This window comes from Chitinophaga silvatica (assembly GCF_003419895.1).
Taxonomy (GTDB): Bacteria; Bacteroidota; Bacteroidia; order Chitinophagales; family Chitinophagaceae; genus Chitinophaga; species Chitinophaga silvatica.
Genome location: NZ_QPMM01000004.1, coordinates 356,516 through 380,764, shown reverse-complemented (window position 1 = coordinate 380,764; position 24,249 = coordinate 356,516). Strand labels below are relative to the sequence as shown.

Sequence of the window (24,249 nt, the reverse complement as noted above, 5' to 3'; positions counted from 1 at the left end):
TTGCGTGTAAACATTCCCGTTCCCGTAAGTTACATAAAAAGTAATTTTAGGACCCGCATCTTTTCGTGTTGGCCCAAATTTGAACAAAGATGAATAACAATATTGGGATAAAATATCCTAATTTAAAGTAAGAATTCCGTAATCTACGTCATAACCCCTGCCAATACATTTAAAATGCCGCTGAATCCTTTAGAATGAAAAAAGTCCTAAATACTGTCCTGGCACTCGTACTGGTCGTTGTAATGGCTTTAGTTGGTTTCGTTTACTACGCCTGGATGGTTCAGAAAAGAAGCAAGTCCGCCGCCGAAAACATGATCGAAACTAACCGGCTTATTGATAAAGTAAGAACCATTTACTTACTGGAAAGTAATTATACCAATGGTATAAGGGATATGCTTCTAAATAATAATACCCAACTTGCCCCTAACTTTCTGAAACTCCACGATAGCATTCAATTTATCTTCAATAGCATTAGCAACAATCCACTGCTCGACAGTACTTCCCAAAAAACCTTACATATCATTAAACTTATTATTGCCCGAAAAAAAGATTTTAATCAGAGAGTCATAGATATAGCCCCCTCCCAACCAGATTTAGCCCGCCAACTTATTACCAGCACTCAGGGAATGGACCTTAGAAGCTCATTGATTACCGAGTTTAACCACTTCCTTCAAATTAACCGTAATAAACTTATCAGCCGGGTAGATAAAGATCTCCATTACACCCTCTATTCTTTCTGGACAACAATCATCATCAGTATCTTTACCCTAATACTAATTATTGGAGAAGGAAGATATATTTACCGGCTATTTCTAAAACTAAAGAAAAGTGCCAACCAGCTTCATAAAAGAGAACAATCCTTTATGCGGCTCGCAGAAGAAACTGAACTGATCGTCTATAAATCCAGCGTCGAAGGCTTCTTTACAAATGTTAGTAAACGTGCTGCCGAAATGACAGGGTATTCCAGCGCGGAACTGGTTGGGCAACACTATTCTATCTTCCTGGCCGAAGAAACCTTCAAGGAACTGGAGGAGTTTTATGTTAATCAGATAAAAAACGGCGACGATTATACTTTTAAGCAATTTGAAATCATTACCAAATCAGGCGTTAAAAAGTGGGTAGAGCAACTGGCAACTATCATCTATGGCAATGATGGCAAAGTAAGAGAGTTTCAATGCATGGTAAGAGATATCGACAAAGAAAAAAGAAATGAAGATCAATTCCAGTACCTGCAGGAACGCCTCGAATCGATTATCGATTACATGCCGTCCATGATGTTTGTTAAAGATATGCCTGGCCGATATCTGCTGGTAAATAACAGGTTCTCCGAAATGATGAACGTAGCCAAAAAAGATATTATCGGCAAAACAGACCAGGAACTGTCTTTCGCCTGGGTAAAAAAATATGCCCACCTCGACGAGGAAGTACTGACAACCAAAAACAGAGTGAAAATGGAAGATACCATCACTGTAGATGGAAAAGATTACCACTTCCTGATCACTAAATTCCCACTCCGTAACGCCGACAATGAAATGATAGGTATTTGCGGCATTGGACAGGATTTTACAGAAAAAACCAATTACATTATTGCTGTCGAAGAAGCCAACAAAAGAGGGCAGGAGGCAATTGCCGCACAGGAAATGTTTCTGGCAAATATGAGCCACGAAATACGGACTCCAATGAACGGTATTATCGGGATGACTAACCTGATGCTGCAAAACCCACTTACCCCCAAACAACTCAATTATGCAAATGCTATAAAATCGTCTGCTACCAGATTAATGTCGATTATCACCGAAGTACTCGATTTCTCTAAAATCAAAGCAGGTAAACTCAGTGTACAACATGAGATGTTTGATATTTACGAGGTAATAAACAATACACTTCTTCCTTTAAAACTACAAGCAGAAGAAAAAGAATTGCAATTTATTACCCAGATAGATAACAATATTCCCACCTCCCTGGTAGGAGATGATGTACGCCTGACACAAATAATTACCAACATAGTCGAAAATGCTATCAAATTCACTGAGGCTGGCACAATAAAAGTAAGGGCTTCATTTACAAAGAAAGAATTAAATAGCCGGCAAATCTGGATTCAATTCATCGTTAGCGATACAGGTATAGGTATTGCTCCGGAAAAACATGAGCTTATTTTCAAAAGCTTTTCACAAACGCATTCCGACAATGCCCGGAAATTCGGCGGTGCAGGCCTGGGACTTGCTATCACAAAAGAACTTCTGAATCTGCTAAATGGCAACATCGAACTTCAAAGCAATCTGAATGAAGGAAGCACTTTCTACTTTGAACTACCATTCGATATTAGCGAAGATAATATCGGCGATGTACTGAAAAACGATACTTCTTTAAAAATCATTTCTCCACTATCCGGTAAGTCTATTTTGATTGTTGAGGATGATGAAATCAATCAACAGGTAGCAATTGAGCTATTAAGAGATGCCGGTTCCAGACCTGATGTAGTTAGTAGAGGGTCTTTAGCATTGAATATGCTTGATTTCAAAAAATACGATTGCATCATAATGGATATTCAAATGCCGGAAATGGATGGATATGAAACAACCCGCCGAATAAGACAAAAAGGAATAAATACTTATATCATCGCAATGACCGCTTCAGCCCTGAAAGATGAAAGAAGCCGCTGCCTGGCCGCAGGAATGAACGATTACATTGCAAAACCTTTCGACCCATCCGATTTATTTTATCGCATACTTAAAGGACTGGGAGAGAAAGTTGTAGAACCAACCCCAACAAAAATGATTATCTCTAAAATTAACGAGCACTCCCTTGATGTAGTTTACAATATGTTCTCCGGCAATAAAGCTAATGTCATCAAACTACTTAAAGATTTGGTTAAAGTAATGCCTCAAAAGTTCTCAGAACTAAATCAACTAGCCAGTAAAAAACAATGGGATCCATTCTACATTCTGGCACATCAAATAAAATTCAATCTCAATGTTGCAGGTATGCCTGAAGCTTCAATATTGGCGCAGGAAATGGAAATGGATGCACGGCAAAATATCAACCTCGAAAATATGCTTGAGAGAATACAAATGGTAGAATCTATCTACCTAAAAAATATTCACTATGTAGAAACACATATTGCTCAGGCTTAAGCTGCAGGAAGTGTGAAATAAAAGCGACTGCCTTTTCCTTCCTCACTTTCAACACCTATAGTTCCGCCTTGTGCTTCAATAAATTCCTTGGAAATGGCTAATCCCAAACCACTTCCCTGAACTTGTTTCCTTCCTGGTACCTGATAGAACCGTTCAAAGATTCTTTGAAGGAATTCTGCTGGTATGCCTTTCCCAAAATCCTGTACAGTAAACACGACCTTCCCGGATTCACCCTGCTCAATATGTAACATAATACTGGTTCCTTCCTTTGAATATCTGATTGCATTCGTAAGTAGATTTACCAATACCCATGCTGTTTTTTCTACATCCGCCACAACACTTGGTAAATTCTCTGCTATATTTTCATCTATTTCTATCCGTTGCTGAATTGCCTGTTTCTGTACTGCATCCAAAGCATATTGAACTATGTGCCTAACTGCTACAGGTTGCGGTTGTAGCTGAATGTTCCCACTCTCTACCTGTGAAAGATCCAGTAATTCAGAAACTATTCTGATCATTCTCCTGTTATCCTGTTTCAAGCTGGTTATTAGTTCTTTCTGTTCTTTATTCAAACGCCCCGTTCTATCATCCTCCAATAGTTTAATACTAAAATCAGAGGCTGCCAGTGGGGTTTTCAGTTCATGCGAAACTGTAGCAATAAAATGAGTTTTCGCAATATCCTGTTCCTTAAAGGAGGTAATATTTCTTAAAATTATTACATACCCAATACGTGCTTCTTCGTGCGTTATATCTGTCATTTCTTTTGTAAAGAAGGCCTCTTTACCATCAACTACAATTTTGAAAGGCGCACTTTCCTTAGGATTGATCAGAAACCTTAAAAGATCATTACGTTGCGCCAACTCTTCGGCAGGCTTTCCCACCAGGTCCTTGTCTTTCAGATTAAGTAATTGTTGGGCCGGTACATTTGCAAAAAGAATGAGATTATTACTATCCAACCCAATGGTAGCATCTTTGAAGCTACTGATTACAGCTTCTGCGCGTTGTTTTTCGAATAATATTTTAGCGAGATTACTGTGCTCATATTCATCGAGTCGCTGAGCCATAGTATTAAATGCAGCTGCCAGTTCCCCAAATTCATCATCTGATTTAAAATACAAACGTTTGCTATATTGTTTATTGGCAATACTTTTAATACCTTCTGTTAGCTCATGTATAGGATTGGCAACGTAGCCAGGGAAATTATATACGAAAGTAAACCCTAATAAAAAGCATATTCCACTAATAATAGCTATGTACATCAACGCATGGTCGGCGGTTTTCTTAGCTCTTTCATTTTTACCGACTATGGCATTCATATTGAGGTCCATGATTGTATAAATACCTCTTTTGATAGCGCTCAAATCTGATAAACGGCCATTTTTGTAAGCCTCAAAAGTTCTGGTGACTTCCAGTGTTGCGGCTTTTTCTCCGGGTTCGGTAACGTTATTACTTTGTCTTTGAAGGTTGGTTTCAAACACCCGGAGGGCAGAGTCGCGGTTCACATTCATGTCTTCAAGTGCCACCAGCATATTTTTGGAGTAATCGAGCGACTCATAATTATCCTTTAGAATAACCTTAGCCCTTTTGTTCAGGCGGTTGAGATAGTAGTATCCTAAAATGCTTACGAGAAGTAGCATCAAATAAAGGAATAATACTCCTACCGTTATTTTCGTTTTCAACCTTAGCTTATTCATGATAGTATAATAATATCAATATCGTTAGATGATAAGGTTTTTAGCAGTTGATTAAAAAGATTAGTCCGCAAAATAATTCGGAATAAACTTATGTGAGGCTTCCCCATGCAAATAGTAGTAATCTTTTTTGCCAAAGCCATATCTATGATCGCAGTGGAAATACTTGCATGTTGCACTTGTAATACCTCAGCCCCTAGTTCGGTTGCTAATTTAAGGTTGTTGATCAGATGGCGCTGACTAGCAAGGGCAATTCTATTAGAGTTTTCTTTAGGGGTTTGTACATATAGCACATACCAGTTTGCATGATAATAAGTAGCAAGCCTGGCTGTTTTCCTGATCACTTTTCTGGCTACTTCATCATTAGAAGAAATACAGGCAAGAAAAATTTCATGGCGCATCTGAAGGTTACGAGGTATCTCAGTTTCTACCTTTCTTTCTACTTGTGTAGCCACTTCTTTAAGTGCCAGCTCTCTGAGCTGAAGTATTTTTTCCGACTGAAAGAAGTTGCTCAAAGCACTTTCTACTTTCGATCTGTCATAGATTTTCCCTTCCTTAAGTCTGGTAATCAGTTCATCGGCTGTTAGGTCGATGTTTACCACCTCATCGGCCATTCTCAGCATCAGATCCGGAATCCGTTCTTTTACTTCTACACCTGTAATAGCTTTTACTTCCAGGTTGATGCTTTCGATATGTTGGATATTGACTGCTGAAATCACACTGATACCAGCATTCAGGATATCAACAACATCCTGCCATCGCTTTTCATTTTTACTACCGGGAATATTGGTATGCGCCAGTTCATCTACTACCACCCAATCTGGTGATAAAAGCAAAATTGCTGAAAGATCCATCTCTTCCAGCATTTTACCTTTATAGAAGACCTGCCGCCTGGGAATTTGCGGCAGGCCTTCCAATAAAGCATGGGTTTCTTCACGCCCATGCGTTTCTATGTAACCTATTTGAACATTGATGCCACTTCTTAACATGGCATGTGCCTCCTGTAGCATGCGATAGGTTTTACCTACGCCTGCGCTCATGCCGATGTAGATTTTAAATTTCCCCCGGCTGCTTCTATTTGCCAGATCGAGGAAATGTTGTACGGATTCTTCTTTTGTATCCATAGTTATCAGAACCAAACCGACAATGAAGCTGTCAGGGATGTACTTGTATTTTTAAAATCAGTTCCTTTATTGAAAATCTTATCCTTTCCATTGAACATGCGGCCTTCCACTCTGAATAGTACGTTATTAACCGGGCTAACATCGAGGTTGAGAGAATATCCCATTGTCTTGAATCCATGCGGTGTACCTGTATTTATTATAACTCCACTTGCATCGTTATAGTATTCGATACGACCAGCCAAAGCAAGTTTATTTGTAAACGCGTACTTACCAATCATAGTAGTAGTAAACCAACTATTGAAACTGCTGCTTCCTTTGCTTTTCTGTTGCCAGCCATAGTCGAATCCGGCAATCAGACTAAATTTTCCTGTGATATTAAAGGTACCATAAAGATCACTAAAATAACGCATTTGTCTGATGCTGTCCGGGAGGTCATTACCGATGAAAGTGCTCCAGTTAAGCAGTACTTTATCACCAGGTTTAAAAGAAATCTGAGTGCCAAATGAAGGTGTCTGGTTATCGTTTACTTTCCTGATTCTTTGCCAACCATTCAGATACATAACAGCAAACAACCACTTATCGTTGGGTGTCCAGCTAACTTTTGCGCCAGTTTCGTAGTAAGGGGAGTTTTCAGCTGCCAGGCTTCTGGTAAGTGTGGGGCAGTCTTTTCCGATGGCACTTTCCCATCCGATATGTGCAGGCATAATACCGGCATCTATCCATACCTGTTTTCCGATTCTAACTCCTACATTAGCTTCATAAACATATTGGAAAATAGTTGGTTCAGTAGCCAGGTTATATTCAGGATAAGTACCAGCCATGAGCGCAAAGTTTCCTCTTACCCTGTCTGAAGTATAATTTGCCTTCAACATTGCCATATTAATATTTAATTCATTATGGCGATTATAGTTGTAAAGAAATCCAGGTTTTAAATGGTTAGAAGGTTTATTAAAATCATAGCTATAGTAAGCTTCGGCGTACCCGGAAAAAGTCAGTTTTCCGGATTGATTTACTTTTGCACTATCTTGAGCAAACATAGTAATAGTAGCCGCCAGTAATCCGGCGATCAAAAGAATTTTTTTCATTTTAATTTATTGACGTTATATAGGTGCTTTGATAATCACCGGCAATCCTTTTCGGATTACCGGTGTAGGTTTTTCATAGGAAATTTCATGGCATAGGTAAGGCTGATTTCATTTCATATCGTCTAATGCGATGTTTAATTTTAACACATTTATTGTTGATACTCCAAATAAGCCAAGTACTGGACCTTGGGTATTATTTTTAATGAGTTCTTTTAATTTCTCGGGAGATATTCCTCTCGCTTTGGCAATACGAGACACCTGCACTAAAGCTCCGCTCGGAGACAAATGAGGATCTAATCCGCTAGCCGAAGCCGTTATCAGTTCTACCGGAATTTCAGATTTCTTTACATCAGGATTATGAACCATGAAAGTATCAATACGCTCCTGTACTGTTTTCAGATAATCCGGATTACCAGCCGATTTGTTAGAGCCTCCCGAACCGGCTGCATTATAATTCACAGTAGATGGGCGGGGTTGGAAGTATTTATCGTCAGAAAAATTCTGCGCAATATTCTCATATCCAACAACCCTTCCGTTATGCATCACCTTTACTCCATCTCCCTTTCCGTTGGCAAGCTTGGCTACTGCAGATAAAAAGAGAGGATAAAGACCCCCTAATACTACAATAAGTATTAAAGTAAGTTTTATGGAAGGCCAGAGATACTTTTTCATTTTATAAAGAATTTAGATCATTAAAAGAAAACAGCAATCAACATATCAATCAACTTAATCCCAATGAAAGGAGCAATAACACCACCAACACCATAGATCAACAGATTCCTGCGCAACAGAGCGCTCGCCCCAATTGGTTTATAAGCTACCCCTTTTAGGGCCAGCGGTATTAGCATTGGAATAATGATTGCGTTGAAAATAACAGCACTCAGTATTGCCGTTTCCGGACTATGCAGTTTCATGATATTGATAGCCTGTAATGCCGGAATTGAAGCCACAAACAACGCCGGAACAATTGCGAAATACTTAGCAACATCATTGGCTATTGAGAAGGTCGTAAGCGTTCCACGGGTCATCAGCAATTGTTTTCCTATTTCTACGATCTCAATCAGTTTAGTAGGATCATTGTCTAAATCCACCATATTACCTGCTTCCTTAGCTGCCTGGGTTCCGCTGTTCATTGCTACGCCAACATCCGCCTGTGCGAGAGCTGGTGCATCGTTTGTACCATCACCCATCATCGCAACGAGCCGGCCCTCATTCTGTTCTTTACGTATATACTTCATCTTATCTTCAGGCTTAGCTTCAGCGATGAAATCATCTACACCTGCTTTATTGGCTATATACTTCGCCGTTAGTGGATTATCACCCGTTACCATTACTGTTTTCACACCCATCTTTCTTAACCTGTCGAACCGCTCGCTGATACCTGGTTTGATGATATCCTGCAATTCTATTACTCCCTGAACTTTGTTGTTAAGCGCCACCACCAAAGGCGTTCCTCCATCTTTGGAAATTTCTTCCACCTGTTTGAAAGTATCGGTAGGGAAGGAGTTGCCAACTCGTTCAGCCATTTTCTTTATAGCGTCATAAGCCCCTTTGCGAATGCAATTTCCATCGGGCAAATCAATGCCACTACTGCGGGTTTCGGCTGTAAATTTTACCATGGAGGCATTGGCTATTGAAAGTTTATTTACGATGTCTTTTCCTGCCAGTTCAACTATGGATTTTCCTTCGGGGGTTTCATCGGCGAGCGAACTTAAGGCACAAAGACGGATAAATTCTTCCTGTGTAACTCCATTTGTTGCGTAGAAGTTAGTCGCCTTTCTGTTACCGATGGTAATAGTTCCGGTTTTATCGAGTAGCAAAACATCAATGTCACCGGCTGTTTCAACTGCTTTACCTGATTTGGTAATTACATTCGCTCTCAATGCTCTGTCCATCCCTGCTATCCCGATGGCAGATAATAATCCACCTATGGTAGTAGGAATAAGACAAACGAAAAGTGAAATAAATGCTGCGATTGTAATAGGTGTATTAGCGTAATCGGCAAAGGGTTTTAGGGTTACGCATACGATTATAAACACGAGGGTGAAACTGGCCAATAAAATAGTCAATGCAATTTCGTTAGGAGTTTTTTGTCTGCTGGCTCCTTCTACCAATGCAATCATCTTGTCCAGGAACGACTCTCCCGGTTCGGTACTTACACGTACTTTAATATGATCAGACAGTACTTTGGTACCACCCACCACGCTGGATTTATCGCCACCTGCTTCTCTAATTACCGGTGCACTTTCGCCGGTGATAGCAGATTCGTCGATGCTGGCCAGTCCTTCTATAATCTCGCCATCGGCGGGAATTATATCTCCCGGATCACAAACGAAAATATCACCTTTCCTTAATGTAGCTGAAGACACTACTGATACTTCGTTGGTAAATGTTTCTCCTACTTGTGAGATCTTTTTTGCCGGCGTGTCTTCTCTTGTCTTACGCAAACTTTCTGCCTGCGCCTTACCTCTTGCTTCTGCAATGGCTTCCGCAAAGTTGGCAAACAGTACTGTGATCAGCAGCATCAGAAATATGGCAATATTCCAACCTAAACTACCCTGATCTGTATGGCCGGTAAACATTACATATAATGTAACCACCAACATCACCACTGTTCCTATTTCCACGGTGAACATCACCGGGTTTTTAATCATTAGTTTAGGATTCAGTTTCACAAAAGATTCCTTCAGGCTCTCCATCACCAGGTCTTTCGGAAACAATTTATTATTAGCTTTCATGTTAATCAGTCTAATTAATAATTACAGAGAAAAATACTCGGCAATAGGACCTAATGCCAGTGCAGGGAAGTATGATAAAGCAGTAAGAATAATGATTACTGCAAATGTCATAACACCGAATGTAACAGAGTCTGTTCTCAATGTACCTGCAGATTCAGGGATATACTTTTTGGAAGCCATAATTCCTGCAATCGCAACCGGACCAATAATTGGCAGATATCTACCTAAAATCAATACAAAACCTGTTGTTATATTCCAGAAAAAATTACCATCTCCCAACCCTTCAAAACCGGAACCATTGTTTGCATTAGAGGAAGTATATTCATACAGCATTTCTGAGAAGCCATGATATCCCGGATTGTTTAACCAACTCGAAGGCTTCACCGCCCAATTGGCATCAGGATAGTTTACCAACACATAAGAGGATAGGGCAGTACCAACCAGGATCAGGAATGGAGATAATAGCGTCACCAATGCCGCGATTTTCACTTCCCGGGCTTCCAGTTTATGCCCCATAAATTCGGGGGTACGCCCCACCATCAAACCAGAAATAAATACTGCTATAATTATGAAGATGTAATAGTTGAGGATTCCCACTCCACAACCACCATAGAAGCAGTTGAGCATCATACCCAATAACTCCATTAAGCCTGTCAATGGCATTGTACTATCATGCCACCCGCAAACAGAACCCGTAGATATTATTGTAGTTACAGTACTCCAATAACCTGTGGCGGCAGCTCCAAACCTGACCTCTTTACCTTCCATTGCGCCGGCGGCCTGGTCTATCCCCATCTTGGAAATTAAAGGGTTTCCGGCCACCTCATTTTGAATCGACGGAATCAGTAAACATATCATCCCTATGGTCATTATCGCGAAAATGATATTGGCAAACTTCCGGCGTTGTATGAATAAGCCAAGCGCGAATACCATGGCAATCGGAATTACCACCTGCGCAACCATTTCTGTCATCCAGGTTACGTAGTTCGGATTTTCAAGCGGGTGAGCAGAGTTGGCACCAAACCATCCACCACCGTTGGTTCCCAGGTGTTTGATAGCTACAAAACCGGCAGCCGGACCTCTTGATACATTCACCGTATCGCCCTGCATAGTAACTACTGTATCTTTTCCTTCGTAACTGGCCGGCATTCCGTTGAAGATAAATATCAGGGCTATTACAATACTAAGAGGTAAAAGAATACGGGTAATTGTTTTGAGGAAGTAATCCCAGAAGTTGCCAAGTTGGGTAGTAGACTTTTCCTTCAATGCTTTAAACACAACAACTAAGGCAGCTATACCTGTTGCAGCACTAACAAATTGAAGGAAGGCAAGTACAAATAATTGTGTGAAGTAAGTAACTCCTGTTTCGCCGGAATAGTGTTGTAAGTTACAATTCACCAAAAAGCTGATAGCAGTATTAAATGCTAAATCGGCCGATTGCCCGGGATTACCATCCGGATTTAATGGCAGTTTATCCTGAAATAGTAATACAAAGAAGGCATAAATAAACCATACCAGGTTAATGGTAAGTAATGCTTTCATATGTTCCTTCCAATTCATCTCTTCTTTTGGGTTAATACCCGCTATTTTAAAGAAGAGCCTTTCAATTGGCGACATGAAGTCAGACCAGGTTTTATCACCTCTGAATACTTTTACAAAGTACCTGGACAAAGGCCAGGCTAATAACAGCGTTATACCATAGGTAGCAATAACGCCCGCAATTGCAGTGTTCATGTATATAATGAATTAAAATTTTTCAGGTTTCAGCAGTACGTATAGCATGTAGCCGAAAACGAAGATGGATAACACAAATAATGCTGTCATGTTTCTTGTAATTAGATGTTTTCGAAATAGTCGACCGACTTAAAGAATAGTGCAAAACATGCCAGACCAGCTAAAACCATTAATACAGTCATCATATCGGTTGAATTAAATAGTTTGTAATTGTTGTAATCTGATATGGCGAAGCGAAAGAGGAAGCATCGCCTGATGCTGTTTGTTGATCAGTGGAGATAATGTAAAAATAAAAGCTCCTTCAATTGCGTTACGCAATGCATTGCTCCCGTTTTTATACAGAACTCCGGCCATAGTAAAGCAACGCTTAACTTCGTTTAAATGTTCATATCTGATCATTCGGCCAGTATAGGAAGCAAATGTGCTGATAACCTTACTTATCTGCTGTTCGGCCGGGAAGAAAATACCCGGAACCTGAGAACCTATTAGCAAGGCGATTTTAGAATCTGGTAACATTTATCATTTTGATTTTGATGATGTATAGGTTATGCCATCCAGATGCCAGATTGTTTTAACTTGCTATTAAATAATTGATAATGAATTTGTTAATTTTATTTTGATGGTTTTGGGGGATGTTGAGCAAGTAGAAAACCATGCAGAAATTGAAGGGTGATTGCAGAAATTGAAGAGCCTTTGTTATTCTTTTTTATGTTGATGATAGAAAGTTAAACGAAAGCCAATTCATCAAATTAAAATCATTCTGTATAAATAAATAAAGGCCATAGCAGTAGTGCTATGGCCCTTATTTTTATTGTGTGTTAGTAACTAGCTAAATAAATACAATACATCTTCCTTCGTCAGCTTCTTCACAAATCCACTATCATCAGCTATAATCTCTTTCACCAATGATTTCTTACGTTCCTGAAGCTGAAGAATTTTCTCTTCCACAGTATCCTTACAGATCATGCGGTAGGCGAAGATATTCTTAGTTTGTCCGATACGGTGAGTACGGTCAATGGCTTGTTGCTCAACGGCCGGGTTCCACCATGGATCAACGATGTATACGTAATCTGCAGCGGTTAGGTTCAGACCCACGCCTCCGGCTTTCAGAGAAATCAGGAATACCCTGCATTCGTCATTATTCTGGAAGTTCTGAATGGCCTTTTCTCTGTCCATCGTTGAAGTACTACCATCAAAGTACTCGTATGGTATCTTTAATGCCTGCATTTTCTCGCGGATCAGGCTTAGCATTCCCAAAAACTGGGAGAAGATAAGCACCTTATGGTTGCCGATATTTTCTGAAATCTCGCGGGTTAATTCATGCAACTTCACAGAGTGATTCGGATATTGTTCCGTATCGTTCAGGATAGCTGGTGAATCACAAATCTGGCGAAGTTTCATCAAACCTTGCAGGATGGTGAGCTGTGAACGCTCGATACCCTGATCTTCTATCACACCCAGGATCTTAGAGCGGTAGGTATTCCTGTAAGCATCATAGATATGCCTTTGTTCAGGGTCCATTTCGCAGAAGATCACCGTTTCAATCTTTTCAGGCAGGTCTTTAGCCACCTGCTCTTTGGTACGGCGAAGGATGAATGGATAGATCAGTTTACGCAGATGATCTTTCCTTTCTTCGTCCTGGAATTTATCGATAGGAGTGGCAAATTCATTTCTGAAGAAATCCACACTCCCCAGCATACCAGGATTCAGGAAGTTCATTTGTGCATAAATATCGAATGTATTGTTTTGCATAGGCGTACCACTCAATGCCAACCTGTTTTTGGTTTGCAGAAGCTGTGCCGCCTTGGTAACCTTAGATTGCGGATTCTTAATTGCCTGCGATTCATCCAGAATTACATAATCGAATTCCAGTTTAATCAGCAATTGAATATCGCTGCGTAAAGTTCCGTATGTAGTGATAATCACATCATATTTCATCAGTTCTTCAGACGATTTCAGCCTGGTAGGACCATGATGGATATGATGCTTGATATCGGGAGTAAATTTCTTGATCTCGTTTTCCCAGTTATAGATCAGCGTAGTAGGACAAACAACCAGCGACAGGGTTTTATTCAGGTTCTTATTCTTATAGTATTGTAGGAATGTAAGTGCCTGAATGGTTTTACCAAGACCCATATCGTCGGCCAGGATTCCACCCCATTTAATATCATCCAGGTAGTTGAGCCATTGGAAACCGCTTTCCTGGTAAGGGCGTAACGTTGCATGCAAGTTATCAGGTAACTCAATATTCCGGATTTCATCGAACTGCAAGAGCTTTCTGCGCTTTTGTTCCAGTTCAATTACCACGGCTTCATCATCAATAAACTCATAAAGTTCATCGATAACGCTGAAATTATACTTGCTAAGTTTTAATCCTTTACCTTTTTCTTCCCCAACCTTAAACAGCAAGGAGTACTTACGCAGCCACTCTTCCGGCAAGAGGCCCAGAGAGCCATCTGCCAGTTGAACATAGTTCTGCTTATTTGCTAAGGCCAGTTTGATGTCTTTTATACTTACTTTCTGATCTCCATATAATACTTCAATCTGAGCATCAAACCAGTCAATCCCTGAGCTGATCTGGAGATTAGTAACTGGTTTATGGGAGCTGAACTTAAAGTTGCGTAATGAATCGAATCCGAATACGCGGACATTCATTTCCTTAAGCGCATCAAAGAAGAGGAAGAACCAGTTGTTCTTCAGCGCTTCTTTGGCCCGCAGGTAGAAGTAATTATGATTTTCGCTGGTCAGGAAGTTGGTGTGCAGGGTACGAAGTTTATTTACAAACTCTTCTTCTACCTCCTTATTACGATGAATAATCAGCACTTTATTTCCTTCCTGGATAGTGATTTTGCTTTCATCGTTCCATTCTACTTCCTGGTGGCGGTAAGCGAATCCAGGTTGAATAATGAATGTTTCTCCCATTTCTTTAAGGAACACTCTTGGTTCTGGCAGAATATCATCTACCTCAGCAAGCAGTTCCTTATCGAACTGAATATCATATTGTTTGCTTAAAGGCAGCAAATAGTCTTTAAGATATACCGGCCACTCATCATTTGCAATGCGCAGTTCTCCATTTTGTCTGAAAAGCTCAACATGCAGGGCATCCTGAGGGTTTTCGAACAAATACAATACGTTTTTGTACAGGAATAAGAGAGTGCTGACCCAGGCATTATCGGCAATACTAACTAATTCTCCTTCTATGTTTACGAAGCAACGAATTGTTACATGAGTTTTACCTGTTTCTGTTTTTATGATGAGTCTTAGTCTATCTGCTCCGATTTGCAGCAGTTCCAGGTTTTTTGTTTTGAAAGCCTGGCGCTTGGGCAATGCAAAAACCAGCTTATGTTCTGCCAGTTGAGGGAAGAGCTTTGCCAGTTTAGGATGCAGGTATTCCAACATCAATTCTTTGGTTTCTGTTGGAAGTTCATCTTCATTTTCGTGGGTAATATGATCCCATATACCTGCAAATGGAGAGTTTTTAGACAGAAACTTACTAACCTCAGAGCCCTGAAGTTTACGAATTGGTGTGATCAGATCTCTATCTTTTTCTTTGAATTGAAAGAAATCTACATATTTGGTAAGATCCAGCTTACTGGCCAATGAAACGAATTCAGTTTGTTCTTCGTTTACTTCTCCGGTAACCAGATCTATTTTAAAATATGGATATAAATCTTCGTTGGCATTAAAAACAGCAGCCAGACGTTGAGATATTGTAATCGTTTCTTCCGGCTTTTCAGCTACAGGAGGGGCAACTGGTTGTCGGCCCAACGTAGTGCCATCTACCCGTTTGATGGAAGGGTCGAGAACTCTTAAAAACGGTTTGCCCTCATTATAACTGAATGCAAATTTGCCATCCAGGTCATCAGACAGGGAGTAGCCATATAAAGAAAGTAGTTTATTCTTTTCTTTATCCCAGTTCCGGAGCGTATCGAAATAGTATGCCCCAAATTTCTGTAACAGTTGCATAAACAGGGTTGTCTTATGGATACAAAGAGCATACTCTGTTTCATCGCAGGTACAGTGGGTATCGAAAAAGCGTTCTTCATTCCGCTGTATGATCAGTGGAAATTCTTCGCCCTCATATTTTAGTACAGCTTCTACTTTCTCATCTTTGGCAGAACTGATGACAACCGGGTTCTTTTTGGCCAGTTCTTCTGCTTTGGAGAGGATAGCAGCTGAAGTAAGCAGTTTGATTGTTTTGAGGTCGATTGACTTCATTTTAATCAGCGTATGTTGCTGATTAAAGTTAGTGTCATGGCTTTCGAAATGATTTTTGTCCAGCATTTCCTGGAGTTGGAATAATGCTGCAGCTTCATGGCGACAAATATCGCCTAAGTTGTACGGGCATTGGCACCGTATGGACATACCGTTGGGGTCTCCATATTTTGAGATGGATACACGGTAATAATTGGCATGTGTGTCGCTCTTTACGCGGAAGGTCGCGGTTTTCAACACTGGATCGGCTTCAAGTAATTCTACTCCTCCAGTAGAAAAGATACGCTTCCCCCTGCGGATCACTTCATCAGTGCCGTTGTTGTAAACATATTTTAGCAAATGGGGTAGCGACATACTATACGTTGTTGCCTCTTTTTTTAATTATCAGCAAAGGGTTAATAATGTTAAAAACTAAGAATCGCTGATAAAAAGGCAATCCACAAAAGTAAGCAGAAAATTTCTAATTCGGCGCAGCAGGTGACTCCTGAAAAGCATTATTGTAACTGCTAATCAGCTAAATAGGGGTTAAGAAAAGATCTATAGGTATTATTAATAAAATCTAAAAATATAAATTTTTGTCTATCAATCTTTTAAATATAAAAAAGGGAGATTTTTTAAAAATGTTAAAAAATCTCCCTTTATAAATTTAACCTGCGATTAATTCTCCATTTTTAAACAGTGGCAGCACATTTGCGCCATCCGGTGTAAGACAATATTCAATATCTTTTTCTAATCCGAAATTAGCTAATCGCTTATAGTGTGAGGCTTGTTTCATGAAAGAATAAATATCACCTTTCGCAGTATTATACAAGGCTTCAGCAGCAATAGCAGAATCACAGTTAATATCAAAATTAGCGCTAATGCGACTAACTACCGCCCCGGCAAAAAGGGTATCTTCCAGGTTTACCCTGTCTTTCCACGCTGCACATCCCAGGATTACATTCTGCCCCTGAGAGATCAGATAATCACATACAGCACTGATATTAGGAAAAGATCCTGTCACAATCTGGATCGCATCCTTGGCCATATGCAGCATTTTGGTACCGTTGGTTGTTGTAAGTACCAATGTCTGATTTTCAATGAACTCACGTGGATATTCGAAAGGGGAGTTGCCATGTACCAGTCCTTCGGCGATACGGCCATCTCTTTCTCCGGCAGTTATACCCCCGATAGCTTTTCCAATGTTCACACATTCTTCAACACTGGCAACCGGAATTACTCTTGCAGCTCCATTATAAAGAGCGGTACAGATAGTAGAAGTAGCTCTTAGCACATCAATAATAACTACTATGCTGTTTTTTACATCGTAAAGATGTAATAAGGCCGGAGATAAACATACTTCCAGGCTAGGTTTGTTACTTTCTGACATTCAATTACTTTTAATATTAATCAAGGATCACTCTCCACTTCTCACTCTCTGCATAGTCCTTGATCGTACTATTCCTTTCCTGCAGGAGCTTAGTCATATACCTTTGAAGGTAGAAGCGTTCAAACACTCTTCCAAACCATCCATAAGGGGAACCAAAATCCATAATGTCTATCATTACCGTACCATTACCGATTTCCTTGAAATAATGTTCATGCTTCATATGCGTAAAATCGCCCTGAGTCATTTCATCACAAAAGAACTCGTTTTGCTGCATGGCTGTAATCTGGGTAGTGAGTTCCCTCATTTTACCCAAATGCTTGGCTCTCCAGGTAACAGTTTCATTATAAGATATAAGGCCGTTTGTACGTCCTTTTATTGCATCTTCCTGTCGGTGCGTCATGCTTCGTTTATGTAGCGTAATACTCCTGCTTAGGTCAAAAACGCGGTCTAACGGGGCATGAATAACGGTAGTTAAATGAATAGTGGGCATAGATATGGTGGTATAAAGTCAACGAAATTAATAACTTTAAACCGCTATTCCTAGCTCAGAAAAGGCACTTTTACCACTTTCGCTTTAAGTGCTTTATCTCGTACAGAGATGAAAATTTCTGTATCTGGCGTCGCAAAAGCAGTTTTTACATAACCCAAACCAATTGCTTTTTGCAAAGATGGGGATTGAGTTCCTGAAGTTACCTTACCAATTACATTGCCTTCTGCATCCTTAATTTCATAATCATGACGAGGAATACCCTTATCTACCATTTCGAAACCAACCAGTTTGCGGGTAACACCATTTGCCTTCTGTTGTGCAAATAACTCGCTGGAAGTAAATGGTTTAGTGAATTTGGTAATCCATGCCAGTCCGGCTTCCATTGGAGAAGTAGTATCATCAATATCATTACCATAGAGGCAGAATCCCATTTCAAGACGTAAGGTATCACGAGCTCCCAAACCAATTGGCTTCAGGCCTTTTGGTCCTCCTGCTGCAAAAAGTGCATCCCAGATCTTGTTGGCTGCATCATCTTTATCTTCAAAGTATATTTCAATTCCACCCGAACCAGTATAACCGGTTGCACTGATCAGTACATTTGGTACGCCGGCAAAAGTTCCTTTTTCAAAGGTATAGTACTTCATGTTCACCAGGTCTACTTCCGTTAATGGTTGCAGCATACTAGTGGCATTAGGGCCCTGAATAGCCAGCAGACAGGTTCTGTCAGAGATATTCTGCATCTCAACACCTTTGGTATTGTGAGCGCTGATCCAATTCCAGTCCTTCTCTATATTACTGGCATTTACAACCAGCATATACACTTTATTCTCCTCAATACAGTAAACGAGCAAGTCGTCTACTATCCCTCCTTCATTGTTAGGTAAGCAGCTATACTGTGCCTTACCAGGAGTGAGCTTTGAGGCATCATTGCTGGTTACTCTTTGTATCAGGTCCAGTGCATTTTCACCCTTTAAAATAAACTCGCCCATATGACTAACATCAAATACGCCGGCATTCGTACGTACCGCTTGATGCTCATCATTAATACCAGTGTAGGAAATAGGCATGTTGTAACCGGCAAATGGGGCCATCTTGGCACCCAATGCAATGTGCTTCTCAGTAAAAGGCGTGTTCTTCATACTTCGTTTTTAAAAACGGGGCAAAAATAGGCATTTGGTAACGATTAACGTTCAGACTTTCTCGTGGTATGACACATCCAAGACGATCAGTCTCATTTACATTACAAATACTTAAAATACAATACGATAGAAAAAGATTTGGCCCGATTTTAATTGTACCAATGGGGTAATTCGTACTTTTGCCACAACACCCAATATTAAAGCTGTGAAAAAGATTACCTGGCTGTTACCACTGGTCGTGATAACCATATCCGTAAATGCACAGAAAAAAGAGGACAGAAAAACCATTGGCAACCTACAATCGCATATCAATTATTTGAGCAGTAATCAGCTCGAAAGTCGTAGTACCGGCGCCCCTGGTGAACAACTAGCCGCTGCCTACCTCTCTACTCAAATGCAAACAATCGGTCTTACCCCCATGGGTAATGATAACTACCTGCAAACATTTACCGTAAAAGAAACCCGGGAACCTTCCGCTAACTGTTTAATGACAATTAACGACAAATCCCTCGAAGCAGGCCAACAGTTTTTACCCCTCCCTTTCAGCGCCGAAAAAACCGCCAAAGGGGAAGTAATACCCGGCGTTAATGAACCCGATAATATCTGGTTTATTAATATGGAAGATCTGGACTCCAATAGCCAGAAATCCCTTTTACAACAATGCTTCCAACTCGGAAAAGAAGCCGAAAAAGCCGGTGCCACCGGTATAGTATTCTATAATGGCAATACCACCCTGCCACAAGCCAAAAAATGGCTGGATGAACCAGTAGCCATTCTCTCTATCCCCGCTGTTTGGGTAGATAGCAGCACCAGTAAAATCCTAAGCTCAGACGACGCCAATGGATTTCAAATCGATTTTAAAGTGGCCTTCGACGATATAAAACGAAACGGAACTAACGTAATAGGATATATTAACAACAAGGCAGAACACACCATCATAATAGGAGCCCATTACGATTTCCCCGGCTGGGATGCAACCATACCGGTAAACGACAATGCCACCGGCATCGCCGCATTGCTGGAACTGGCCAGGTTACTTCATAACTCCGCCCTGCACAACAACAACTACCTGATAGTGGCCTTCTCAGGAAAAGAACAAAACCTTGCCGGATCAAATTATTTCGCTACTCACCCTACCATTAACCTGAGTACCGTGAATTATATGATCAACCTCGATGGTATTGGACAGCTATCTGCCGATAAACCACTACAGATCAATGGTAGCACATCATCGGCCGACTGGACCTCCATCCTGCAACAAGTTACTCCTCAGGAATTGCCATTAAATGTAAATGCAGCTTCAAGCTTTTCTGATCATGCTACCTTCTTTAAAAAGCATATTCCCGTACTTTCTTTTTCCACTAACTCTACCTCAACAGACAACACGAAAATCAACTACGACGGTACTCTCAGCGTATTAAAATTGGTATATAAGATCATCGATAAAACCAACAATAAGGATAAATTAGCTTTTACAAGCGTGCAGTAGACCTTGCAAAATAGAATTCGATCGTACCTAATGCTTATTTTCGCATAAATTTATCCCTGTTAAATGGACGAAAAGCTGGCGCTCATATACCGGTACTTCCATCTGCTTGAAAAGTTTTCAGTAGATGCCACTGAATATGCCTCCATTTTTCATCCTAATATCGTACAAACGGCTTATCCTAATCTGTTGTCTGATGAAGTAAAACAACGAAACTTCGACGTGATGATGGAAAGCATGGCTACCAACAAAATCATCCTGAAATCCCAACATTTCAGCGTGGTTAAGGTAGTAGAATCAGGCAATTCATTAGTCGTGGAAGCTACCTGGACAGGCGAAATAGGAGTGGATGCCGGACAATTTCGCAGAGGTCAGATACTAAAAGCCTTTATTTGTAGCGTTATTGAATTCAGGGATGGAAAAATTTACAGGCAGCGCAATTACGACTGCTACGAAAATTAAAAGCTACTTACAGTATGAAAAAATTATGGTCTTTCCTGCTTATCTCTACTGCATTATTTGCATGTAATTCAGGAACTCGTGAAACCACCAAAGATAGATCTGCTTACGACGTTATTAATGAAAAATGCTACGTGTACAGAGAGTTTAAACCAGCTCCCGGTCCGCTCACCGATTCTGTTCTACAACTCAGAAAAAATTTAATGGAGTATCTGGATCAACACCAGTTTAAAGGCCATCTTGCAAAAAAAGACAGCCTCCTGTTTCAACGTCTGAATGGCCAGGAAGTTATCATAGAACTGCCAGCCCCACAGGATATTTGGGAACAAAATACCATCATCGTTTTTGATCCCCAAAAAAACCCATTGTTCGTAAATTTACATAAAGGCACCGCCCAGTTAGATCAATATCTTCAAGCTAAATAATCAAACGGAGTTGTCTATCAAACAAAACATTAAATTAACTGTCGACGCAGTTGTTTTCGGATATAAGCCCAAGGAAGGTATAGAAGTACTTTTAATAAAACGTACTATACCTCCGTTTCTTCATAGCTGGGCCTTGCCTGGCGGATTTGTGCTCGACGATGAATCACTGGAAGAAGCCGTGACCCGTGAATTGGAAACTGAATCTGGCGTCAGAATCAACTACCTCGAACAATTATATACCTTCGGTAAAGCGGGCAGAGATCCAAGAGGCAGAATTGTATCGGTTGCCTACTTCGGATTGGTAAACCCTACGAACTTCAAACTTGCCGCCAGTTCGGATGCCGAAGACGCAGAATGGTTCAATATCAAAGACCTCCCTCCACTCGCATTCGATCATGCTACCATTATTGATGTGGCGGTACAGCGACTCAGAAATAAGTTCAGATACGAACCGGTTGGATTTGAACTGCTGGATAAGAAATTCCCGATCGCTGATCTCGAAAAATTATACGAAACACTGCTCGACCGGCCAATTGATCGCCGAAATTTCCAAAAAAAGATCAAGCATCTGGGTATTCTGATTGCTCATAACGAACAGCAAAAACAGGTATCTCAAGGACGCCCCGCCAAACTATTCTCCTTCGATGAAGCACGTTACTTTAAGCTACAAAAGGAAGGAATGGCTTTCGAGATTTAGCTTTTTTAATGTTTTGTGTATTTTTTACATAAAATATTTTGTTGTTTAAATTCGTCGTTATATATTTGTGTAACAATTACACAAAACAACATTTTATGCAACACTCCAGATCTACAGGCATAATAATAGCCAGGTTCCAAACACCTTCTTTACACGAAGGCCACCTCGCCCTGATAAAGGAAGTAGAACAACATCACAATAAAATAGTGATCGTTCTTGGTGTTGCACCGGTAAAAGGCAGCAGAAAAAATCCGCTCGACTACTATACTCGGGAAAGAATGATCAAGCAGCAATTTCCTAATATCATTATTCTACCATTGAGCGATCAGAAAAGTGATAATGTATGGTCTAAGACCCTCGACGAATTGCTGCAAACTACCTTTCCACACGAAACCTTTCTATTATACGGAAGCAGAGATAGCTTTATAGAAAGCTATTCCGGCAAATTTCCAACTACTTCACTGCCTCCGGTTCAGGACTATAATGCTACTGCACTGAGAGACGCAATTTCCGACAAAGTACTCGATACAGAAGCCTTTCGCGCAGGTATTATTTACAATACCTACAGCCTGTTTCCAACAGCTTTCCCAACTGTAGATATAGCCGTATTCAGAAATGATAAGCAGGAATTGCTTTTAGGAAGAAAACCAAAGGAACAAGCCTGGCGCCTACCAGGAGGGTTTGCCGACCCTACGGATGAAAGCTTTGAAATTGCCGCTGTAAGGGAATTACAAGAAGAATGCGGAAATATCACTGTTTCAGCTCCCGTATATGTTGCTTCATTGAGAGTAAACGACTGGCGCTATAAACACGAAGCAAATAAAATCATCACCACCTTATTCAGCACTAATCTTATAGATGGTATTCCTACCCCCAGTGATGATCTGGCGGCTCTTAAATGGATAACCGTAAAGGATATACCACAATTAATAGAAAATGGAGAAATAATCGATACACACATCCCCTTACTGACAAAACTTATTGAAAAAATGGCTTACTAAGCGCAAAACATGGAACTATGACAAAAGATAATCTCATTTTACTCGCCGATGCTTACAAATATTCTCACCATAAATTATACATCCCAGGTACCCAATATATTTATTCCTATCTCGAAAGTCGTGGCGGAAAATTCGATGAAACTGTAGTTTATGGCCTGCAATACTTTTTGAAAGAATATCTTGAAGGTCCTGTATTTACTAAAGAGAAACTGGATGAAGCAGAACAAACACTCAAAGAAGTTTTTGGAAGAACAGATGTTTTCGACAGAACTAAGTTCGAATATATCATAGAACGTTACGGTGGAAAATTACCCGTAAGAGTTAAAGCAGTACCGGAAGGCATGTCTGTACCCGTACGGAATGTATTAATGACAATTGAGAATACAGATCCGGAATGTTTCTGGTTAACCAACTTCCTAGAAACTTTACTGATGCAGGTCTGGTATCCTTGTACCGTAGCTTCATTATCAAGAGAAATAAAGAAAATTGTTACCCGCTATTATAACGAAACAGCCAGTGAACAATCTTTTGGCGGAATTGAATTTGTGTTGAATGATTTTGGTTTCAGAGGCGCCAGCTCCGTTGAAAGCGCAGGAATTGGCGGTAGTGCACACCTGGTAAACTTCTCCGGGAGCGATACCATCGCAGGATCTGTACTGGCAAAAAAATATTATAACGCAGCCACCGCACCCGGTTTATCTATTCCAGCCACCGAACACTCTATCTGCACACTTTTGGGAGAACCTGGCGAATTAACAATATTCAAACACATTCTTGATACTTTTCCAACTGGTACAATAGCCTGTGTATCCGACTCTTATAATATCTTCAGAGCATGTGAAGAATATTGGGGTACAGCACTAAAAGACCAGATCCTTCAAAGAAATGGCACACTGGTTATACGCCCTGATAGTGGAGATCCCGTTCAAACCTTAACCAGGGTATTTGATATTCTGATGAAGAAATTTGGTTTTACAATCAATGAAAAAGGATATAAAGTATTACCACCACAAGTAAGAGTTATACAGGGCGATGGTATTAGCTATTCCTCAATCCCGGAAATATTTGAGGCATTGAAACTGGCTGGAATAAGTGCTGAAAATCTGGTTCTCGGTATGGGCGGAGCACTATTACAGCGGGTTAATCGTGATACTCAGGAATTTGCATTAAAATGTTCTTATGCTGTTGTTAATGGGGTAGGAGTTGATGTACAGAAATCACCCGTAGAGTTAGATCGGGCAGGAAATCTCAGAACTTCTTTCAAAAAATCAAAAGCAGGAAAATTAAAATTAATTCAACCACAACAACAATTTGAAACTGTTGGCATACAGGAATATCCTGATGCTACGGATATAATGGAAACTGTTTTCGAAAATGGCCACATCACCCGCGAATATACTTTTGATGAGGTAAGAAAAAATGCAAGTATATAATATTTAAAAAGGTCAGGATCACCGCTATC

At 40.3% G+C, this 24,249-nt stretch carries 19 protein-coding genes; 7 read left to right on the top strand and 12 right to left on the bottom strand.

Going from position 1 to position 24,249, the window contains the following annotated elements; genetic code table 11:
• Positions 1-194 precede the first annotated feature (194 nt).
• Positions 195-3,134: a PAS domain S-box protein gene (locus DVR12_RS11045; RefSeq protein ID WP_116975732.1), complete on the top strand. Its 2,940-nt coding sequence runs from the start codon at positions 195-197 to the stop codon at positions 3,132-3,134.
• On the opposite strand, the gene DVR12_RS11040 is transcribed toward DVR12_RS11045, so the two are convergent.
• From DVR12_RS11040 to gcvT, 12 genes are all read right to left on the bottom strand, one after another.
• Positions 3,131-4,828, bottom strand: a complete 1,698-nt coding sequence (locus tag DVR12_RS11040) for a sensor histidine kinase (RefSeq protein WP_116975731.1) — start codon at positions 4,826-4,828, stop codon at positions 3,131-3,133. The genes DVR12_RS11045 and DVR12_RS11040 overlap by 4 nt on opposite strands.
• A complete protein-coding gene (locus tag DVR12_RS11035) occupies positions 4,825-5,949 on the bottom strand; it encodes a sensor protein KdpD (protein ID WP_116975750.1) in 1,125 nt (374 codons plus the stop codon). Before DVR12_RS11035 ends, DVR12_RS11040 begins: the two co-directional genes overlap by 4 nt.
• A 5-nt stretch (positions 5,950-5,954) precedes the next feature.
• Positions 5,955-7,034 (bottom strand): porin, encoded by a 1,080-nt coding sequence (locus DVR12_RS11030; protein WP_116975730.1) that lies wholly within the window; start codon positions 7,032-7,034, stop codon positions 5,955-5,957.
• A 108-nt stretch (positions 7,035-7,142) separates the two neighbouring features.
• Positions 7,143-7,706 carry a potassium-transporting ATPase subunit KdpC gene (kdpC, locus tag DVR12_RS11025; protein WP_116975729.1) on the bottom strand — a complete coding sequence of 188 codons (564 nt, stop codon included), beginning with the start codon at positions 7,704-7,706 and terminating at the stop codon, positions 7,143-7,145.
• A 20-nt stretch (positions 7,707-7,726) separates the two neighbouring features.
• Positions 7,727-9,772: a potassium-transporting ATPase subunit KdpB gene (kdpB, locus tag DVR12_RS11020; protein WP_199417085.1), complete on the bottom strand. Its 2,046-nt coding sequence runs from the start codon at positions 9,770-9,772 to the stop codon at positions 7,727-7,729.
• A 21-nt stretch (positions 9,773-9,793) separates the two neighbouring features.
• Positions 9,794-11,506, bottom strand: a complete 1,713-nt coding sequence (gene kdpA / locus DVR12_RS11015) for a potassium-transporting ATPase subunit KdpA (RefSeq protein ID WP_116975727.1) — start codon at positions 11,504-11,506, stop codon at positions 9,794-9,796.
• A gap of 12 nt (positions 11,507-11,518) precedes the next feature.
• Positions 11,519-11,596 (bottom strand): potassium-transporting ATPase subunit F, encoded by a 78-nt coding sequence (locus tag DVR12_RS28120; RefSeq protein WP_116975749.1) that lies wholly within the window; start codon positions 11,594-11,596, stop codon positions 11,519-11,521.
• 105 nt (positions 11,597-11,701) lie between these two features.
• Positions 11,702-12,022, bottom strand: coding sequence for a DUF7674 family protein (locus tag DVR12_RS11005; protein ID WP_116975726.1), 321 nt, complete (start codon positions 12,020-12,022; stop codon positions 11,702-11,704).
• 309 nt (positions 12,023-12,331) lie between these two features.
• The gene (locus DVR12_RS11000; RefSeq protein ID WP_116975725.1) at positions 12,332-16,075 is read right to left on the bottom strand and encodes a DEAD/DEAH box helicase; all 3,744 of its coding nucleotides are present in this window, start codon (positions 16,073-16,075) and stop codon (positions 12,332-12,334) included.
• 292 nt (positions 16,076-16,367) lie between these two features.
• Positions 16,368-17,090, bottom strand: a complete 723-nt coding sequence (locus DVR12_RS10995; protein WP_116975724.1) for a 2-phosphosulfolactate phosphatase — start codon at positions 17,088-17,090, stop codon at positions 16,368-16,370.
• Positions 17,091-17,106: 16 nt separating this feature from the next.
• Complete coding sequence (locus tag DVR12_RS10990; RefSeq protein ID WP_116975723.1) at positions 17,107-17,580, bottom strand: SRPBCC family protein; 474 nt, start codon at positions 17,578-17,580, stop codon at positions 17,107-17,109.
• Positions 17,581-17,630: 50 nt separating this feature from the next.
• Positions 17,631-18,719, bottom strand: a complete 1,089-nt coding sequence (gene gcvT / locus DVR12_RS10985; RefSeq protein ID WP_116975722.1) for a glycine cleavage system aminomethyltransferase GcvT — start codon at positions 18,717-18,719, stop codon at positions 17,631-17,633.
• 205 nt (positions 18,720-18,924) lie between these two features.
• Here gcvT and DVR12_RS10980 point away from each other — a divergent pair, with 205 nt between their 5' ends.
• From DVR12_RS10980 to DVR12_RS10955, 6 genes are all read left to right on the top strand, one after another.
• Complete coding sequence (locus tag DVR12_RS10980) at positions 18,925-20,208, top strand: M28 family peptidase (protein ID WP_116975721.1); 1,284 nt, start codon at positions 18,925-18,927, stop codon at positions 20,206-20,208.
• A gap of 63 nt (positions 20,209-20,271) precedes the next feature.
• On the top strand, positions 20,272-20,667 hold the full coding sequence (locus tag DVR12_RS10975; RefSeq protein ID WP_116975720.1) for a nuclear transport factor 2 family protein: 396 nt from the start codon (positions 20,272-20,274) through the stop codon (positions 20,665-20,667).
• 14 nt (positions 20,668-20,681) lie between these two features.
• Positions 20,682-21,089, top strand: coding sequence for a hypothetical protein (locus tag DVR12_RS10970; protein ID WP_116975719.1), 408 nt, complete (start codon positions 20,682-20,684; stop codon positions 21,087-21,089).
• A gap of 10 nt (positions 21,090-21,099) precedes the next feature.
• Positions 21,100-21,786, top strand: coding sequence for an NUDIX hydrolase (locus DVR12_RS10965; protein ID WP_116975718.1), 687 nt, complete (start codon positions 21,100-21,102; stop codon positions 21,784-21,786).
• A gap of 95 nt (positions 21,787-21,881) precedes the next feature.
• Positions 21,882-22,787 (top strand): NUDIX domain-containing protein, encoded by a 906-nt coding sequence (locus tag DVR12_RS10960; RefSeq protein WP_116975717.1) that lies wholly within the window; start codon positions 21,882-21,884, stop codon positions 22,785-22,787.
• Positions 22,788-22,804: 17 nt separating this feature from the next.
• Positions 22,805-24,220 (top strand): nicotinate phosphoribosyltransferase, encoded by a 1,416-nt coding sequence (locus DVR12_RS10955; RefSeq protein ID WP_116975716.1) that lies wholly within the window; start codon positions 22,805-22,807, stop codon positions 24,218-24,220.
• The last annotated feature ends 29 nt before the right edge of the window (positions 24,221-24,249 follow it).

What these genes read in the sequence shown, in the direction of transcription:
- kdpC (WP_116975729.1), bottom strand. Translation starts at nt 7,706, where the DNA reads ATGAAAAAGTATCTCTGGCCTTCCATAAAACTTACTTTAATACTTATT.
- DVR12_RS11030 (WP_116975730.1), bottom strand. Translation starts at nt 7,034, where the DNA reads ATGAAAAAAATTCTTTTGATCGCCGGATTACTGGCGGCTACTATTACT.
- DVR12_RS10975 (WP_116975720.1), top strand. Translation starts at nt 20,272, where the DNA reads ATGGACGAAAAGCTGGCGCTCATATACCGGTACTTCCATCTGCTTGAA.
- DVR12_RS11045 (WP_116975732.1), top strand. Translation starts at nt 195, where the DNA reads ATGAAAAAAGTCCTAAATACTGTCCTGGCACTCGTACTGGTCGTTGTA.
- DVR12_RS10960 (WP_116975717.1), top strand. Translation starts at nt 21,882, where the DNA reads ATGCAACACTCCAGATCTACAGGCATAATAATAGCCAGGTTCCAAACA.
- DVR12_RS11035 (WP_116975750.1), bottom strand. Translation starts at nt 5,949, where the DNA reads ATGGATACAAAAGAAGAATCCGTACAACATTTCCTCGATCTGGCAAAT.
- DVR12_RS28120 (WP_116975749.1), bottom strand. Translation starts at nt 11,596, where the DNA reads ATGACAGCATTATTTGTGTTATCCATCTTCGTTTTCGGCTACATGCTA.
- DVR12_RS11040 (WP_116975731.1), bottom strand. Translation starts at nt 4,828, where the DNA reads ATGAATAAGCTAAGGTTGAAAACGAAAATAACGGTAGGAGTATTATTC.
- DVR12_RS11000 (WP_116975725.1), bottom strand. Translation starts at nt 16,075, where the DNA reads ATGTCGCTACCCCATTTGCTAAAATATGTTTACAACAACGGCACTGAT.
- kdpB (WP_199417085.1), bottom strand. Translation starts at nt 9,772, where the DNA reads ATGAAAGCTAATAATAAATTGTTTCCGAAAGACCTGGTGATGGAGAGC.
- DVR12_RS11005 (WP_116975726.1), bottom strand. Translation starts at nt 12,022, where the DNA reads ATGTTACCAGATTCTAAAATCGCCTTGCTAATAGGTTCTCAGGTTCCG.
- kdpA (WP_116975727.1), bottom strand. Translation starts at nt 11,506, where the DNA reads ATGAACACTGCAATTGCGGGCGTTATTGCTACCTATGGTATAACGCTG.
- DVR12_RS10995 (WP_116975724.1), bottom strand. Translation starts at nt 17,090, where the DNA reads ATGTCAGAAAGTAACAAACCTAGCCTGGAAGTATGTTTATCTCCGGCC.
- DVR12_RS10955 (WP_116975716.1), top strand. Translation starts at nt 22,805, where the DNA reads ATGACAAAAGATAATCTCATTTTACTCGCCGATGCTTACAAATATTCT.
- DVR12_RS10990 (WP_116975723.1), bottom strand. Translation starts at nt 17,580, where the DNA reads ATGCCCACTATTCATTTAACTACCGTTATTCATGCCCCGTTAGACCGC.
- gcvT (WP_116975722.1), bottom strand. Translation starts at nt 18,719, where the DNA reads ATGAAGAACACGCCTTTTACTGAGAAGCACATTGCATTGGGTGCCAAG.
- DVR12_RS10970 (WP_116975719.1), top strand. Translation starts at nt 20,682, where the DNA reads ATGAAAAAATTATGGTCTTTCCTGCTTATCTCTACTGCATTATTTGCA.